Origin of the sequence: Variovorax paradoxus, assembly GCF_902712855.1 — a bacterium.
GTDB classification, from domain to species: Bacteria; Pseudomonadota; Gammaproteobacteria; order Burkholderiales; family Burkholderiaceae_C; genus Variovorax; species Variovorax paradoxus_Q.
Genome location: NZ_LR743508.1, coordinates 1,358,435 through 1,373,716 on the forward strand (window position 1 = coordinate 1,358,435; position 15,282 = coordinate 1,373,716).

General features: G+C 69.2%; 12 protein-coding genes and 1 pseudogene. 6 read left to right on the forward strand and 7 right to left on the reverse strand.

Translation table 11 applies throughout. The features are described from left to right. Positions 1-131: 131 nt before the first annotated feature. Positions 132-2,150 carry a putative bifunctional diguanylate cyclase/phosphodiesterase gene (locus AACL56_RS32925; protein WP_339094720.1) on the forward strand — a complete coding sequence of 673 codons (2,019 nt, stop codon included), beginning with the start codon at positions 132-134 and terminating at the stop codon, positions 2,148-2,150. Positions 2,151-2,275: 125 nt separating this feature from the next. Here the strand turns inward: AACL56_RS32925 and AACL56_RS32930 are convergent, their stop codons facing one another. The 4 genes from AACL56_RS32930 to AACL56_RS32945 form a co-directional block, all read right to left on the reverse strand. Beyond that, entirely contained in the window at positions 2,276-3,052 is a 777-nt protein-coding gene (locus tag AACL56_RS32930) for a DeoR/GlpR family DNA-binding transcription regulator (protein ID WP_339094722.1), read from the reverse strand. A 148-nt stretch (positions 3,053-3,200) separates the two neighbouring features. After that, on the reverse strand, positions 3,201-5,477 hold the full coding sequence (locus tag AACL56_RS32935; RefSeq protein ID WP_339095315.1) for a phosphocholine-specific phospholipase C: 2,277 nt from the start codon (positions 5,475-5,477) through the stop codon (positions 3,201-3,203). 44 nt (positions 5,478-5,521) lie between these two features. After that, positions 5,522-5,713, reverse strand: a complete 192-nt coding sequence (locus AACL56_RS32940) for a hypothetical protein (protein ID WP_339094724.1) — start codon at positions 5,711-5,713, stop codon at positions 5,522-5,524. A gap of 43 nt (positions 5,714-5,756) precedes the next feature. Beyond that, positions 5,757-7,745 (reverse strand): LamG-like jellyroll fold domain-containing protein, encoded by a 1,989-nt coding sequence (locus AACL56_RS32945; RefSeq protein ID WP_339094726.1) that lies wholly within the window; start codon positions 7,743-7,745, stop codon positions 5,757-5,759. Positions 7,746-8,264: 519 nt separating this feature from the next. Here AACL56_RS32945 and bla point away from each other — a divergent pair. Both bla and AACL56_RS32955 read left to right on the forward strand, forming a co-directional pair. Further along, complete coding sequence (gene bla, locus AACL56_RS32950) at positions 8,265-9,164, forward strand: class A beta-lactamase (protein ID WP_339094727.1); 900 nt, start codon at positions 8,265-8,267, stop codon at positions 9,162-9,164. Between the two features lie 189 nt (positions 9,165-9,353). Continuing rightward, positions 9,354-10,142 carry a DUF1266 domain-containing protein gene (locus AACL56_RS32955; protein ID WP_339094729.1) on the forward strand — a complete coding sequence of 263 codons (789 nt, stop codon included), beginning with the start codon at positions 9,354-9,356 and terminating at the stop codon, positions 10,140-10,142. A gap of 33 nt (positions 10,143-10,175) precedes the next feature. On the opposite strand, the gene AACL56_RS32960 is transcribed toward AACL56_RS32955, so the two are convergent. After that, positions 10,176-11,669, reverse strand: coding sequence for a PLP-dependent aminotransferase family protein (locus AACL56_RS32960; RefSeq protein WP_339094731.1), 1,494 nt, complete (start codon positions 11,667-11,669; stop codon positions 10,176-10,178). A gap of 88 nt (positions 11,670-11,757) precedes the next feature. Between AACL56_RS32960 and AACL56_RS32965 the strand changes: the two genes are divergently transcribed. The 3 genes and pseudogenes from AACL56_RS32965 to AACL56_RS32970 all read left to right on the forward strand — a co-directional run bounded on the left by AACL56_RS32965 (position 11,758) and on the right by AACL56_RS32970 (position 13,643). Continuing rightward, positions 11,758-12,384 carry an FMN-binding negative transcriptional regulator gene (locus tag AACL56_RS32965; protein ID WP_339094733.1) on the forward strand — a complete coding sequence of 209 codons (627 nt, stop codon included), beginning with the start codon at positions 11,758-11,760 and terminating at the stop codon, positions 12,382-12,384. A gap of 85 nt (positions 12,385-12,469) precedes the next feature. Continuing rightward, positions 12,470-12,650 (forward strand): annotated as a pseudogene (locus AACL56_RS34390) (cytochrome c biogenesis protein DipZ); the annotation flags it as partial. 138 nt (positions 12,651-12,788) lie between these two features. Next, positions 12,789-13,643, forward strand: coding sequence for an oxidoreductase (locus AACL56_RS32970; RefSeq protein WP_339094735.1), 855 nt, complete (start codon positions 12,789-12,791; stop codon positions 13,641-13,643). An 8-nt stretch (positions 13,644-13,651) separates the two neighbouring features. Here AACL56_RS32970 and AACL56_RS32975 read toward each other — a convergent pair whose 3' ends face one another. Then, positions 13,652-14,578, reverse strand: a complete 927-nt coding sequence (locus AACL56_RS32975; RefSeq protein ID WP_339094737.1) for a bestrophin family protein — start codon at positions 14,576-14,578, stop codon at positions 13,652-13,654. A gap of 72 nt (positions 14,579-14,650) precedes the next feature. Next, positions 14,651-15,274: a PAQR family membrane homeostasis protein TrhA gene (gene trhA / locus AACL56_RS32980; protein ID WP_339094739.1), complete on the reverse strand. Its 624-nt coding sequence runs from the start codon at positions 15,272-15,274 to the stop codon at positions 14,651-14,653. Positions 15,275-15,282: the final 8 nt, after the last annotated feature.

A 15,282-nucleotide genomic window follows, 5' to 3' on the forward strand; every position in this document is an offset into this window, starting at 1 on the left:
ACAACGACCACGGCACCCGGTGGAAAACACCGAGTGGCATCGCGCGACTTCTGGTTCCGAATGGCATCGGGAGGCGAGGCGTCATCCATTTTTTCGATCGGTTCGAGGCGGCGCGCTCTTCCATCCAACACATGGTCGAACTCACTTCAGGCAGCGACGCGTCAATCCTTCCGGCGGCCGACGATGTGCTCGCGCGGTGGGTGCGGGCGGACCAGTTGCTGTCGGTGCGTCGCAGCGTGCGTGCCGTGGTGCCGTCGAGCATGGCGGTGGGCCTGGCCACGACGGCGGTGGCGCTCTATTCGTCGGCCGACTGGATGTTTCCCGTGGCGTGGCTCGTGCTCGTCGTGGTTTCCAACGCCTTCAGGGCCTTCGTGTGCCGTTCGGTGCGTTCTTCGGAGGGGAGCCTGGGCGGCCTCGACGAGCCGGGCATTGCCGGGCGGTTGCGGCTCGTCACGCTCTCCTCGTTTCTCTCGGGCTGCGTGTGGGCGCTGCTGCCCCTGTTCTGCCGCAGCGAAGCGCCGTCCGAAACGCTGTTCTTCATGACGGTGGTGTGCGGCGTGTGCGCGGGCTCCGTCATCTACAGCGCGGCATATGCACCGGTGCCGGTTGTGTTCTTCACGCCCGCGCTCGGGGCGGTCACGGTGTGGCTCGTCGGGGCCGGAGGGTTCCACCACAACGCGCTGGCGCTCATGGTGTTCGTGTACCTCGTGACGCTCATCCACGCATCGGTGCGTGGCGATCGCGCGTTCCGGGCCAGCAGCAGGCTGAAGAACGAGGCGCTGTTCATGGCCTCGGAGCTGCGCCACACGCATGCACGCTCGACGCGCGCGGCGCGCGAGCTCGACTTTCGCGCCAACCACGATTCGCTGACCGGCCTGTTCAACCGGGAAGGTTTCTTCGAGGCCGCATCGCGCCTGGGCGGCGAGACGGGCTCGCACCGCGACCACGCGGCGCTCATGCTCGATCTCGACGGATTCAAGGCGGTGAACGATGCGTTCGGCCACAAGACCGGCGACCAGGTGCTGCAGGACGTCGGGCACTGGCTGCAGCTGCAGCTGGTGAAGCACCACGCGGTGGTGGGGCGCTGGGGCGGGGACGAGTTCGCGGTGTTCTACAAGCCCCGCGGCCCGCAGGACGCGCCCGAGGCCGTCGCGCAGGCACTCATCGACTCGATCGGCCATGCCACCTCGCACTACGGCGGCCAACTGGGCGTGAGCGTCGGGATCTGCACCGGCCACGACTGCTCGGTGGCCGAGATGCTGAGCTTTTCCGACGAGGCGCTGTACGAGGCCAAGCGCCTCGGACGCAACCGCTGCCACCGCTTCGACGACGCATTGCACGGCCGCCTGCTGAGCCGCCGCGACATCGAGCGCGACCTGTCCGACGCCATCGCCTCGCGCGCCATCTGCGTGTGGTACCAGCCCATCCTGGGCGAGGGCGGGCGTCGCCTGCACAGTCTCGAGGCCCTGCTGCGCTGGCAGCATCCGCGGCATGGCTGGGTGGCGCCTTCCGATGTGATCTTCGCGGCCGCCAACACCGGGCTGGCCGAGCGGCTGCTGCGGCACATCCTCAGCGAGGTCTGCGTGGGCCTCCAGCAACTCGCCGCTGCAGGCGCGCACTTCGAGGACGTGCCCGTGGCCATGAACGTGTCGCCACGCGAGATGTCGCAACTGCCGGTGGACGCCATCGTGCTCGAGACGCTGGAGAGACACGGCCTGCCGGCGCATCGGCTGCAGATCGAGATCACCGAGGAGGTGGCGCTCGACGCCTCTGCCGCCAAGACCCGGCTGCGGGCGCTGGCGGAAGCCGGCATCTCCATCGTGATCGACGATTTCGGCGTCGGCTACTCGTCGCTCGCGTCGCTGCGCGGGGAACACGTGCGGCAGGTGAAGATCGATCGCAGCTTCATCCTCAACCTGGCGTCGTCGCCCGGCAGCCGGCTGATGGTGGAGGCGGTGATCCGGCTCGGCCAGTCGCTCTTCATCGAGGTGGTGGCCGAGGGCGTGGAAAGCCAGGAAGAGCTCGATGCGCTGAATGCGCTGGGCTCGCCCCTGCTGCAGGGCTTCTACTTCATGCGGCCGGCGCCGCTGGCCAAGGTCATCGCATGGGCCGGGCAGCGCGCGAGCCACACGGCCTCGGCGCACACCTGAGCCGCGCTCCAGCGTGCATCGGCCCGGCGTATCGAAACGCCGGAAGATTCACCGGTGCCGGCTGGCTGGCGCGGCGATCGGCCACGCCGCGTGAAAGCGCCTGCTGCACGCCGCCGCCTCGCGGTTCAGGCCAGGATCAGCCGCTCGCATGCCTTGCGCAGGGCGGGGAGGCCCGGCAGTTCACGGGACTTGGCATCGGTGATCACCACATGGATGTCGGCCGGGCGTGCATAGGTCACGCGGCTGGCCTGCCCGATCTTGGCGTGATCGGCCAGCAGCACCAGTTGCTGCGCCTGCTCGGCCATGGCGCGCGCGATGGTGGCCTCGTGGTGCTCGAAGCTCATGGCGCCATGCCTGGCATGCAGCCCCACGGGCGACAGCAGCGCCACGTCGGCGCGGTAGCGGCGGATGGCCTCCACCGTGGCGTCGCCGCAGGTGGCCTGTGCCTTCACATCGATCTCGCCGCCGAGCAGGATGGTCCGGTTGCCGGTAAGCCGGCCTTCGCCCGCGCCTGCGAGCTTGAGCGCGATGTTCAGCGAGTTCGTGATGACCGTCATGCCGCTGAGCGTGGCGAGTTCTTCCGCGCAGATCGACATGGTGCTGCCCGCGTCCATGAAGACCGTCTGCCCCGGCTGCAGCAGCGCGATGGCGGCCTTGGCGATGGCGCGCTTCTCGCGCTGGCGTGCCACCAGCCGCACCGCGAGCGGCGGCTCGGGCTCGGCGCTGGTGGCGATCGCGCCGCCGTGCACGCGCCGCAGCTCCCCGAGGCCCTCGAGCTCGAGCAGGTCGCGGCGCACCGTTTCGCGGGACACCGCGAGGTCCTGCACGATGCGGTCGACGCTCAGGCGGGAGAAGGTGGCGAGCAGGCTGCGGATGCGCAGGAATCGTTCTTCTTGGAGCATGAAGGATGCTGGCTGTGAGAAGGAAAAAGGGCGGCGTCGATGTGACGGCCGCCCCGGTCTGCAGGTCAGGAGGCGCAGTCGGCACGGCGCGGTTGGCGCGCCATTGTGCCCATTGCCGCTCCGTCCGGCGTTGCCGCGCAGGAACCGCTCAGAGGTCGGCGCGGCCCATGGCCGGATCGCTGACCGAGTGCCTGCCGGTCTCCACGCGGCCTGCGAAGCGGCGATAGTAGGTCGGGTCCGCGTCGCAGGTCACTGCGAAGTCGTACCACTGGCCGCTGTCCGCGAGCGTCCACAGCTGCTCGGCCTGCGCGCCGCCTTTGACCGTGGCTCCCCAGGGGCCGTCGCTGCGGTAGGCCTTGGCGCGCACGGTAAAGCCGCAGGCGTTGGTACCGCCATTGAGCATCTCGAGGTAGACGTTGCCGTTCGCGATGTCGTAGCACACGCGCACTTCGGGGTTGGCCGCACCGCCGGCGCGCAGCGTGTCGAGGTTGCCCTTGAAATGCCGGTGGAAGCCGTTCGGGCCGAGCACCCACAGGTCGTACGAATTTCCCGCGCTGTCGGCCGTGCCGGCCCACACGTCGTCGAGCATCTTGCCGGGCTCGACCATGTAGCGGCGCGGCAGCTGGTCGAGGTGCAACTTGTCGTACACGTGGAACACGGCGCCGACCTTGCCGGTGTTCGAGAAGATCAGGCGCATCGAACCGCTGGTTGCATCGGCGCGGCCGCTCACGTGAAGTTCGTACGGCAGCGCGCGCGAGGGGCGCGTGCCGATGGCCTGTTGCGGCAGTCGTGCGTTGGTGGGCGGCACGATCTGGGCGAGCAGTTGCTGATCGGCGCGCAGCTTGTCCGCATCGGCCTTGGTGCGGCTGCCGGCGAGCGTGGGCAGCACCTCGTTGTTGGGGGTTGCGAAGTTGAAGCAGCTCGTCAGGTCGCCGGCCACCGCGCGCCGGAACGGCGTGATGTTGGTTTCCTTCACGCCGAAGCGGGCTTCGAGGAAGCGCAGCACCGAGGTGTGGTCGAACACCTGCGAATTCACCCAGCCGCCGCGGCTCCACGGCGAGATGACGTACATCGGCACGCGCGGGCCGGGGCCGTACACGCGGCCGTCGGAAGGCACGGCGGTGCTGCCCACCAGCGGATATGTATGGCGTTCGTAGGCCACGTCTGCATCGGCCAGCGTGGTCTTGCCGGCCGCGGCGCTCGTGGGATCGGCAGGGTTGAGCAGCGAAGGCGCCGAGGGCGAGGGCATGTGGTCGAAGTAGCCGTCGTTCTCGTCGAAGTTGACGATGAACACGGTCTTGCTCCACACGTCGGGGTAGGCCGTGAGCGCGTCCAGCACCTGCTGGATGTACCAGCCGCCCTGCACCGGGCTCGAAGGTCCGGGGTGTTCGGAGTAGGTAGACGGTGCCACGATCCAAGACACCTGCGGCAGCTTGCCGTTGGCAACGTCCTGCTTGAACGTGCCCAGGAAGCCGCCGTCGGGCATGGTGTTGGCAACGCCCTTGTACAGCGGGTTGCCGGGGTCGTCGGTGGCTGCGTCGTAGGCCGGCACCGTCTCGCCCGCAGGCGGGCTGGCGTCGCCGTCGTAGCGCATGTCGTTCTTGCCGGACAGCTTGTTGGCCGCGCGGAACTGCTGGAAGCCGTGCAGCGGGTTGTCGGTGTAGTTGTCGGGCAGGTACTGGTAGACGATCCAGCTGACCTTGGCATCCTGGAGCCGCTCGGGGTAGGTCTTCCAGTTGCAGCCGAACTGGGTCGAGTCGACGCCCGGGTTCGAGGTCGGGTTCCACGGGTACCGCAGGTTCTCCCAGGTGTTGTCGATCGACGCGACGCGGGCCGGGCCGCTGCTGGTTTCGCCGGACGGGCCGTTGGTGCCGGTCCAGTGGAACAGTCGGTTCGAGTTGGTGCCGGTGTGCATGCCGCAGTGGTAGCTGTCGCACAGCGTGAATGCATTGGCCAGCGCGAACTGGAAGGGAAGCTCGGCTTCCTTGAAGTAACCCATCGACGCCGTGTTCTTGTAGCGCGGCCACTGGTTCATGCGCCCGCCGTCCCAGGCGTTCTGCGCGTCGCCCCAGCTGTGGGGCGTGCCGCTCACGCGCTGCGCGTTGCCCTTGCTCTGGTCGAGGTAGTACGGCAGCAGCGGCTTGCCGGCCGCATCGCTCTGCTGCCAGACATTGAGGCCGCCGGCCAGCGGAATGGTGAAGCGGTCGCCGAACCCGCGCACGCCCATCAGGGTGCCGAAGTAGTGGTCGAACGAGCGGTTTTCCTGCATCAGGATCACGACGTGCTCGACGTCCATGATCGTGCCGGTCTTGTTGTTGGCGGGAATGGCCAGTGCGCGGCGGATGCTGGGCGGAAAGGCCGACAGCGCGAGGGCGGCGGCACCGGTGGTGGCGGTGCCGGTGAGGAATTTGCGGCGCGAGTTCATGGTCTTGGTGCTGTTGTTCATGTTGTTCATGAAGGCGTGGCGCCTCAGGGCGCGCAGCTCTTCACGGGTGCAACGCCGGTGTCGGGCTGCGTCGGTGCGGTGGGGCTGGTGGGCGTGGTCGGCGTCGTGGGCAGTCCGATCACGCCGCCGCCTCCGCTGCCACCGCCGCAGGCGGAGAGCGCGCAGGCCACGATCAGCGCGGGCAGGAGCCGCGCGTGCAGGTGAGCAAGTTTCATGGGGATCCTTCTTGGTGCTGTGCTTGGTAGGAAACAGGAAAGGTCAGGGCAGCAACGTCGACAACGGGGCGGCTGCCTTGTAGAGATTGGCGACCTCGGCAGCGCTGAGCGCGCGGTTCCAGATCGCGAGGTCGTTGAAGTCCATGGCGCCGCGCGGCGAGCTCGACTGGCGCTTGTAGTAGAGGCCGGTCGCGTCCTCATTGAGGCCGATGCCGTTCTTCAGGCCGCCGAGCGCTGCGACGAGCGCCGGGGTGAGCGCCACGTGGCCCGTCTGCACGCCGCGCGCCGGGTCGATCGCGTACGCATCCATGGCCAGGCCGGCCTTGTCGATGACCATCGCCACGTAGGCCCACTGGCCTGCGCTCAGGTAGTGCGCGCCCTTGATCTCGCCGCGCACGCTGCCGGTGCCGGTGTTGAAGCGCAGCTCGCAGCTGCCGAACAGGCCGATGGCGAGGCCCGCGTTGTTGCCGGTGTCGTAGTTCTTGTTGGCGATGACGGTGCCGCCGTTGCTCACGCCCTGGCTGCAGGTGGCGTCGGTGCGCACCCAGAAACCGATGGTGAAGGCGGTCGTGCCCGCGTCGCTGGTCACGTCGGTTGCCTGCCTGATGCGATAGCCGGACATGCCGCTCGCATTGGCCACCCTGCTGTCGATGCGCAGAGCCTTGGCGCGGTAGCGGGTGCGCATGCTGTCGTCGGCCAGCAGCGAGCCGCCGTCCGCATCGGCCGCCCATGGCGCGAGCGTCGAGGCGCCGGCCTTGCCGTCGACGCCGGGCAGGGTGTCGAAGGTGTGGTAGGTGACCAGGCCGGTGGCCAGCGTCGGCATCAGCGGCACCGGCGCCAGGTAGGCGATCCTCGCGTTCAGCGACACCATCGTGTCGCCGGCGACCAGCGTGTACACGTAGCTGTAGTTGCCGTCGCCCGCGGCATCGACGTAGTCGGCGTACGAAGTGCTGCCGGCCGCCAGCGTGGCCACGAGCTTGCCGTCGCGCAGCACCTTCACGGGCACGTCGGTGTTGCCGGCGAGCTTCCACGAGAGTTCGATGTTGTCCCGGTCGGCACCGGTCTTCGCGGTGGGCTCGCGCAGGGTGGTGGTGCCTTGCAGCGCGATGCCGTTCAGGCCGTAGCTGGCCGCGGCGGGCGTGGAGCCCAGGTGGCGCAGCACGGTCGGCGCGATGTCGGTGGCCGCGGCGAGCTGCAGCAGCGTGTCGTCCGCAGGTACGGCCGTGCCGGTGCCGGGCAGGCCCGCGAGTTCCTTGTTGCTGGCGATGAAGATGGTCTTGTTGTCGCGCGTCTGCAGGCCCGTTGCGGCACCGAAGGCGTCGCGGCCGTGGCCGGTGGTGAGGATGACGAGCCAGTCTTCCTTCGCGTCGTTCGCCGTGCGGCGCGCGATGCCTTCCAGCAGGCGCCCCACGGCCGCGGCGGTGTCGCTCACGGCGCGGCGGTAGGCGTCGCTGCCGAGCCCGCTGCTGGCGGCCGCATTGGCAGGTGCACCGTATTGCGCCACCAGCAGGTCGTTGCCCGCCTCGATGAGCTGCGAGGTGTGATCGGTCACGCAGGCGTCGGAGCCCGCGCAATCGAATGCGGCGTCGACCGTGCCGGTTTCGTTCGTGAGCAGGACCGGGTAGAGCGGATTCGCCGTGACGGCGGCGGTCTTGTAGCCGGCGCCGGCATTCTGCCTGGCGAGGGCGAAGATCGATGGCGCGAGCTTGGCGTCGATGCGCTGGTCGGCGGTGTCCCACCGCACGCCGTGGCGCTGCACCCAGGTGCCTGTCAGCAGCGTCGCCCACGAGGGGCCGTCGGTGAGCCGTTGCTCGGTGGGCGTACCGTTGGTGCCGCCGGTCCAAGCGGGTGCGACATGAAAGGACTGCAGCGCCGGTGCGCGCTTCTGCGCGATGGCGTCGACCAGTGCCGCATGCGTGAGCCCGTCGATCTCGACGACCAGCGCCTTGGGGCCGCTGTTGCCCTTGTTCGTGCCGGGTGCGGGCGTGCCGGTGCTGCCGCTGCCGGTCGAAGGTGCGTCGGCAACTGGCACGAAAGCGCTGCCCCCGCCACCGCCGCCCCCGCACGCCGCGAGCAGCAGCGCGGCACACAAACCTCCTCCCGCCAAACCTTGGCGCGCCTTCGAAACTCTGGCCATGATGTTCCCTCGATGAGTTGGGATGCCCACGCCGCGGCGGCGCCGGAGAACGTGGGATCCGTTGCGTTCGTGGATGCAAGATGAATTGCAATAAAAAGCACAAACGCTCTTAATGCCGCAGATCTTGCGGGCCGAAGGTGACAGAGGTTTGACACGGCCGCGCGTACGCGTGGCCGGCAGAAATGAAGTGCTGCGTGAACCGACGCTGCCTGCATCGCCGCGCCATCGGCTCAGGGCTCATCCAGGAGCGCCAAGGGCTTCGCTGCATCCACATATCGGCCTGTACGCGGGCCGGTGCGCGTTACAGCGGATACACCCGGGACGCAGAACACGTGCGGCTGGCTGGCCCGCACGCGGAGCGGCTCCTACGATTCACCCGGTTCCATCCACCCGCCGAAAGAAAGAAGAAACGAAATGAACCCATCCTTCCAGCGCCGCACCCTGCTGCTCGCTGCTTCCGTGCTGCCCCTCGCCAGCGCCTGCACCGCAGGCTTTGCGAAGACGTCGTCGTCGTCGTCGTCGTCGTCCGCCGAATCGCAACTGGCCGAGCTCGAGCGTGCCTCGGGCGGACGCCTCGGCGTGACCGGCTTCGACACCGGCACCGGCGCCCGCATCCAGCACCGCGCGCACGAGCGCTTTCCGATGTGCAGCACCTTCAAGCTGATGCTGGCCGCCGCCGTGCTGGAACGCAGCGCGAAGGAGCCGGACCTGCTGGCCCGTCAGTTGAGCTACGGCAGGAGCGACCTCATCGCCAACTCGCCCATCACAGAGAAGCACGTGACCACCGGCATGCGCGTGGCCGAGCTGTGCGCGGCGACCATCCAGTACAGCGACAACGCCGCCGCGAACGTGCTGCTGCGGCTGCTGGGCGGGCCCGGCGAGGTGACGGCCTTCTCGCGGCGCATCGGCGACCAGGTCTTCAGGCTCGACCGCACGGAGCCGGAGCTGAACACCAGCATTCCCGGCGACATGCGCGACACCACCACGCCTTCGGCCATGTCCGACAGCGTGCAGCGGCTGGTGCTCGGCGACGCGCTCGGTGCGCCGCAGCGCGACCTGCTCAAGACCTGGCTGCTCGGCAACACGACCAGCAAGGAGCGCTTCATGGCAGGCGTGCCCGCCGGCTGGAAGGTCGGCGACAAGACCGGCGCAGGCTCCTACGGCAGCAACAACGACGTCGGCGTGCTGTGGCCGCCGGCCGGTGCGCCGCTGGTGCTGTCGGTCTACCTGACTTTCTCGCAGAAGGATGCGAAGACGCGCAACGACGTGGTGGCGGCGGCCACGCGCATCGCGGTGACCGCACTCGCGGGCTGACTTCGCGGCGTCGGCTCCTTCGACGGTTGCCCCTCGATCCATCCGGTTCCGCGGGCATGCCGGGGCGCGCTGTCTGCACCGCCCGGCGACGGGCAGGCAGCGATGTGGAAAATGAAAATCGCTGCGAAGCCTCGGCCGCGCGGGCAGCTTCCGGTGCATTAAAACTTTCGGAGGATATCGATGGGGATCATGGACATCGTCGGCCACGCGCTGATGGACAACGAGAAACTTCACTTCCACGCCACGCCCGACACCACGCCGGACGAAGCCTGGCTGGTCACGCTGAGCGCGCCGCTCTCCGCCTTCAATGGCGACCACGTGAACGCAGTGGCCACGGGCAAGCACGACGAGGACCTGCGCGAAGGCATCGCGCAGGTGTGGGGCGTGGACGACCGCGCGAGCTTCGAGGAGAAGGCCGACTGGCTCGTGCAGGAAGGCCAGCGCTCGACCTACGCTCCGCTGTGGCAATCGATCGCGGCCGTCGACGATGCGGTGCAGACCACGCACCCGCTGCTGCGCATGCTGGCCGATGGCATGTTCCCCGCCTTCTTCCAGATCAAGGCGCGCAAGAGCCTCGACTACAAGTCCCTCGGCGCGCAGAGCGGCCATTCGGCCGCCGACCTGTCCCAGCTGGTGACGGGCAGCCGCTCGTGGGTCGACGAGTTGCGCCGGCACTTCAAGGTGCAGCCCGCGCAGATCGGCAACCTCGTGGCCTGGGATGCGGTGCGGCTGGCGAGCCTGACGCGCTGGGCGGTGCAGCTGGGCTACATCGATCGCGCGGAATTCGCTCGCTTCGCCGGCGGGTTGAAGCAGAAGGTGCAGCACGCCTATGCCGACTGGCCGCAGGTGAGCGCGGCCTACATCGCCGGCGGCCTGATCTGGCGCTATTCGAACGAGCGAGAGGAGAACCTGCTGCGCACCAACCGGCTGCTGCTGAGCGACGCGCGCAGTCCGTATCGCAGCACGGCTTTCCGCTGACCCGCCGCGCAGGCCCGGTCGCCGTCGCAAGCGCTATCGGGCCTTCGCGGCCAATGATCCGATGACGGCCGCCAGCGCACGCATTCCACGATCGATCTCTTCGGGCGTGAGACTCGCGTAGCCGAGGATCAGCCCCGCAGCCTTGTGCCTGGCGCGGTGCGCCGCGGTGGCGAACAGCGGCGACACCGGGTAGACGCCCACGCCGCGGCCAAGCGCGGCTTCCACCAGCGCCGTTTCGTCGCGGGCCCGAAGAAAGGGCAGCCACAGCACCACATGCAGTCCTGCCGCCGTGCCCGCGACCGTCGCGTCGCCCGGCAGGTGGCGCTCGACGGCGCCGAGCAAGGCCGCGCGCCGGCGTTCGTTCTCGCGGCGCACCCGCCGCACATGGCGTTCGTAGGCACCGCTGTCGATCAGCGACGCGAGCACACGCTGCTCCAGCAGCGGCGCGTGGCGGTCCACAAGGCGCTTGGCCTGCCGGAACACGGGCACGAGTTCGGCGGGCAGCACCAGGTAGCCGATGCGAAGCTGCGGCGACAGGGCCTTCGAAAAGGTGCCGATGTAGATCACACGGCCATCGCCATCCATCGACTGCAGCGCGTCGATGGGGCGCTGTCCGTAGCGGAACTCGCCGTCGTAGTCGTCCTCGACGATCCAGGCGCGCTGCCGCTGCGCCCACTGCAGCAGCGCCATGCGCCGGCCGACGGGCAGCACGCCGCCGAGCGGAAACTGATGGGACGGCGTCACGTAGGCCAGCCGAGCCGGCATGCCTGACGGCAGGCCGGCGGTGTCCAGCCCCTGCGTGTCGACGGGCACGGCCGACAGCTGGCCGCCTGCGGCCTCGAAGCTGCGGCGTGCCATCAGGTAGCCTGGGTCCTCGAAGACGAAGGCATCGCCCGGGTCGAGCAGCAGCCGCGCGCAGAGGTCGATGCCTTGCTGCGAGCCATGCACCACCAGGATCTGCTCGGCGTCGCAGGCCAGTCCGCGCGCACGCCGCAGATAGCCCTGCAGCGAGCGCCGAAGCGACGCGTCGCCCTCTGGTGCGGCGTAATAGAGGCTGTGCTGATGTCGAAGCAGCTCGGCCTGGTACGCGCGCCGCCATATCTGCGAGGGGAAGTCGCGCGAGGCCACTGCGCCGTAGGCGAAGTCGATGGCAGCCGGCTTCGCACGGGCGAGCGCAGGCATCGCGATACCCGCCACGCGGCGCCCGAAGTCCGACAGCGCGGGCGCCGGTTGCTTCCGACGGCGCGGCGTTGCACGCGAGACCGGCGCTGCAGGCGGCGCGCCGGCGACCCGTGCGGCGCGGCCCACGGCGGTGACCAGGAAGCCTTCGGCCGCCAGTTGCTCATAGGCGGCCGTGACGGTCGTGCGGGACACGCCGAGGTCGGCGGCCAGTGCGCGGGTCGATGGCGCCTTGGCGCCCGCGGGCAGCGTGCCGTCGGCCATCTGCGCGCGCAGCAGGTCGTAGACGCGACGGCCGGCGCCTGCGCCTTCGGCCGGTGCATGAGGTGAGGAGCGAAACTGGTCCATCGAAATTGCACAGAACTGGTTCTTCCCATTGTGCCGGTCAGCGGCGAAAGTGTCGGCTTTCCCCGTTTCAATGCCTTTGGCCGCCACGATGTACATCCCTCCGCACTTCGCCGTCACCGACCCCGCGCAACTGCACCGCGTCATCCGTGAACATCCGCTCGGAGCGCTGGTCACCCAGGGGCCCGACGGCTTCGACGCGGACCACCTGCCTTTCGAGTTCGATCCCGACACCGGCGAGCGCGGCACGCTGCTCGCGCATGTCGCGCGCTCCAACACGCTGTGGCAGCGTTGCCCGTCGGGCAGCCCGGTGATGGTGATCTTTCGCGGTGCGCAGGACTACATCTCGCCGAGCTGGTATCCCTCCAAGCACGAGGCGCACCGGCAGGTGCCGACCTGGAACTACGAAGTGGTGCATGCGCACGGCATCCTGGCCGTCCAGGACGACGAGCGGTTCGTGCGGCGGATCGTCGCGCGCCTGACGCGGCGCCACGAAGCCGGCGAGCCGACACCATGGAAGATGGGCGATTCGGCGCCGGAGTTCATCGACGGCCTGCTGCGCAACATCGTCGGCATCGAGATCGCGGTCACGTCGCTGGAGGGCAAGTTCAAGCTCAGCCAGAACAAGGATGTGCGGGACCGCACCGGCGCGGCCGACAGCCTGCAGGCGAGGGGCAGTACCGGGCTGGCACAGCGGATGCGTCCCGACGCGGCCTGATTGGTGTGCGCGGCGTGCGCGGCGTGCGCGGCGCGCGCCCGTCGATCCGCGCCCCGTGCCCCGGGGGCTTCCACCCACCGGTCTTGCCGGCGCGCTGCCTGTCGAAGGGCCGGTACCGTTGCTCGATGGCGCGGTGCAGTGGCTCGACTTGCCGCCGCCGACCATGGAAGGATTGCGCGGCAAGGTGGTGCTGATCGACTTCTGGACCTGTTCCTGCTTCAACTGCCTGCGCGCGCTGCCCTGTCGAGGCCTGGGCCCGGAAGTACCGAGGCCCCGCGCGCACGCGGGCCAGGGTGTGGTTGTCGTGCCCGGGACAAGGTCATGGATCGGGCGTAGTCTGTGCGGCCGCGAAGCCGTTGCGGCTTCCGTTGTCCCGACCCTCGACGTTTCATGGAGTTTCAAAGATGATGAATCGAACCGACCCCGTCTGGCTGATCACGGGATGTTCCACCGGCTTCGGCCGCGAGCTCGCCCGGCTGGTGCTCGCACGCGGATGGCGCGCCGTGGTGACCGCGCGCAACCCGGCGCAGGTCGCCGACATCGCCGAAGGCCACGGCGAGCGTGCGCTGGTACTGCCTCTGGACGTCACGCGACGCGAGCAGATCGACCAGGTGGTGGCGCAGGCGCGCCAGCATTTCGGGCGCATCGACGCGCTCGTCAACAACGCGGGCTACGGCTATCTCGCCGCCATCGAGGAGGGCGACGACAAGGAAGTGCGCGACATGTTCGAGACCAATGTGTTCGGGCTCGTCGACATGACCAAGGCGGTGCTGCCGGTGATGCGCGCGCAGGGCAACGGGCTGGTGGTCAACGTGTCGTCCATCGGGGGGCTCACGAGCTTCGCGGCCACCGGCTACTACCACGCCACCAAGTACGCGGTGGAAGGCATCTCGGAATCGCTCGCCATCGAGGTCAAGCCGTTGGGCATCGGCGTGCTGGTGGTCGAGCCGGGGCCGTTCCGCACCAACTGGGCCGGTCCGTCGATCAAGCAGTCGGCCACGCGCATCGAGGCCTACGAGGCCACGGCCGGCGAGCGCCGCAGGCAGACCGCCGCGCGCAGCGGCAACCAGGCCGGCGACCCGGTGCGCGCGGCGCAGGCCATCATCGATGCCGCGCTGTCCGACAACCCGCCGCTGCGGCTGGTGCTGGGCAAGGCGGCCCTCGACCTGGCGCGCAAGAAGCTCGAGTTCATGCGCGGTGACTTCGACGCATGGGAATCGACCACGCTGGGCGCGGACTACCCACCGGGCGAGGGCTGAGCGGCGGATCAGGTCTGGACGTAGCCGGCGGACGACGCTTCCGCGGCGGGCAGCGGCGGCACCGGTTGCGGTTCTCCCAGCATCTCGCGCAGGGTCGACTCGATCGTGCGGCTCATGGCGTCCAAGGCAAGGTCGTTCGCGTCGGTGCCGAAGGGCTCCTCGATCTCCGCGCCGAGCGCTTCGAGCGCGAAGAAGGTGTACGCGATGAAGGCGACGACCACCGGCGTCATCGGACCGATGGCGTCGACCAGGCCGAAGGGAAGCAGCACGCAGTACAGGTAGATGGTTCGGTGGATGATGACCGAGTAGGTGAACGGGATCGGCGTGTTCGCGATGCGCTCGCACCCGCCCAGCGCCTCGGTGAGGCGGCCCAGCGGCACCTCCATCGACTGCGCCAGCATCGGGTCGAGCCGGCCTTCCTGGCGCTGGCCGCGCATCCATTCGCCCACCATCAGCAGCAGCATGGCGGGCTTGAAGCGCGCGGCCTGCAAACGCGCGCAGTCCCCGGGCGGCAGCAGCCGCGCAAGGTCGGCCGCCGCGTCGGTCCCGCGCAGCTGGTGGCGCAGCGCATGCACGAAGGCGATGAGCCGCATCGTCGGCACGTTCGCCTCGACGGGCGCGTCGGCCAGCGTGAGCACCTGCCTCACCAGCGTGCGCGTTTCGTTCAGCAGCGAACCCCACAGCGTGCGCGCCTCCCAGAAGCGCGAGTAGCTGGTGCCGTTGCGAAAACCAAGGAAGATGGCCAGCGTCAGGCCGATGAGCGAGAACGGCACGAAGTTCAGCGGCACCTTCCACTGGAACAGCCGGCCATGCGACAAGGTCACGAGCACCGCGAAAGCGGTGGTCCACAGCAGCTGCGCAAGGATGGTCTGCAGGACCGAACCGCGCCATACGAAGAGCATGCGCAGCCAGTGGGGGCGGGGTCGGACGATCATCGGTCGGGGATTATCCCCGCGGTGCCTCGTCCGGTACCAGGAGGGGGCCTCGGAGGGCGCCTGAAGCGACGCCTACAGGACGAACCAGCCCACCGCCACGTAGTGGCTCGCCGTGCCCGCGAGCACGAACAGGTGCCATGCCCCGTGCGCATGCCGGAAGCCCTGCCGGTTCCGGTAGAACACCGTGCCTGCCGTGTACAGCACGCCGCCCGCGAGCAGCCACGCGAGACCGGCCGCGTCGAGCCGCGCGGCCAGCGGCACGGCGGCCAGCACGCCGACCCAGCCCATGCCGATGTACAGCCACAGCGGCGGCGGCCGGGCGGCACCGCCCGTGGCCGGCGCCAGTTCGCGCCAGATGCCGAACAGCGCCGCGCTCCAGATCGCCGCGAGCAGCAGGCCGCCCCACACGCCCTGCAGTGTGACGAGTGCGAACGGCGTGTAGGTGCCGGCGATCAGCAGGTAGATGGCGCAGTGGTCCGCGCGCTCCCACATGCGCTTGAACCGTCCGCGCGTGCTGTGGAAGAGCGTGGAGGCCGCGTACAGCACCACCGCCGAGAGCGAGAACACCAGCGCGCCCGCGATGCGCGCGGGGTCGCCGGTGGGCACGGTCTTGGCAAGCAGCAGTGCCGCGGCGGGCAGCGCGAGCAGCAGGCCGAGCAGGTGGCTGTATCCGTTGAGTCTTTCGCCCGGGTACATCGGCTGCG

What these genes read in the sequence shown, in the direction of transcription:
- bla (WP_339094727.1), top strand. Translation starts at nt 8,265, where the DNA reads ATGAACCCATCCTTCCAGCGCCGCACCCTGCTGCTCGCTGCTTCCGTG.
- AACL56_RS32930 (WP_339094722.1), bottom strand. Translation starts at nt 3,052, where the DNA reads ATGCTCCAAGAAGAACGATTCCTGCGCATCCGCAGCCTGCTCGCCACC.
- trhA (WP_339094739.1), bottom strand. Translation starts at nt 15,274, where the DNA reads ATGTACCCGGGCGAAAGACTCAACGGATACAGCCACCTGCTCGGCCTG.
- AACL56_RS32970 (WP_339094735.1), top strand. Translation starts at nt 12,789, where the DNA reads ATGATGAATCGAACCGACCCCGTCTGGCTGATCACGGGATGTTCCACC.
- AACL56_RS32960 (WP_339094731.1), bottom strand. Translation starts at nt 11,669, where the DNA reads ATGGACCAGTTTCGCTCCTCACCTCATGCACCGGCCGAAGGCGCAGGC.
- AACL56_RS32935 (WP_339095315.1), bottom strand. Translation starts at nt 5,477, where the DNA reads ATGAACTCGCGCCGCAAATTCCTCACCGGCACCGCCACCACCGGTGCC.
- AACL56_RS32965 (WP_339094733.1), top strand. Translation starts at nt 11,758, where the DNA reads ATGTACATCCCTCCGCACTTCGCCGTCACCGACCCCGCGCAACTGCAC.
- AACL56_RS32925 (WP_339094720.1), top strand. Translation starts at nt 132, where the DNA reads ATGGTCGAACTCACTTCAGGCAGCGACGCGTCAATCCTTCCGGCGGCC.
- AACL56_RS32955 (WP_339094729.1), top strand. Translation starts at nt 9,354, where the DNA reads ATGGACATCGTCGGCCACGCGCTGATGGACAACGAGAAACTTCACTTC.
- AACL56_RS32975 (WP_339094737.1), bottom strand. Translation starts at nt 14,578, where the DNA reads ATGATCGTCCGACCCCGCCCCCACTGGCTGCGCATGCTCTTCGTATGG.
- AACL56_RS32940 (WP_339094724.1), bottom strand. Translation starts at nt 5,713, where the DNA reads ATGAAACTTGCTCACCTGCACGCGCGGCTCCTGCCCGCGCTGATCGTG.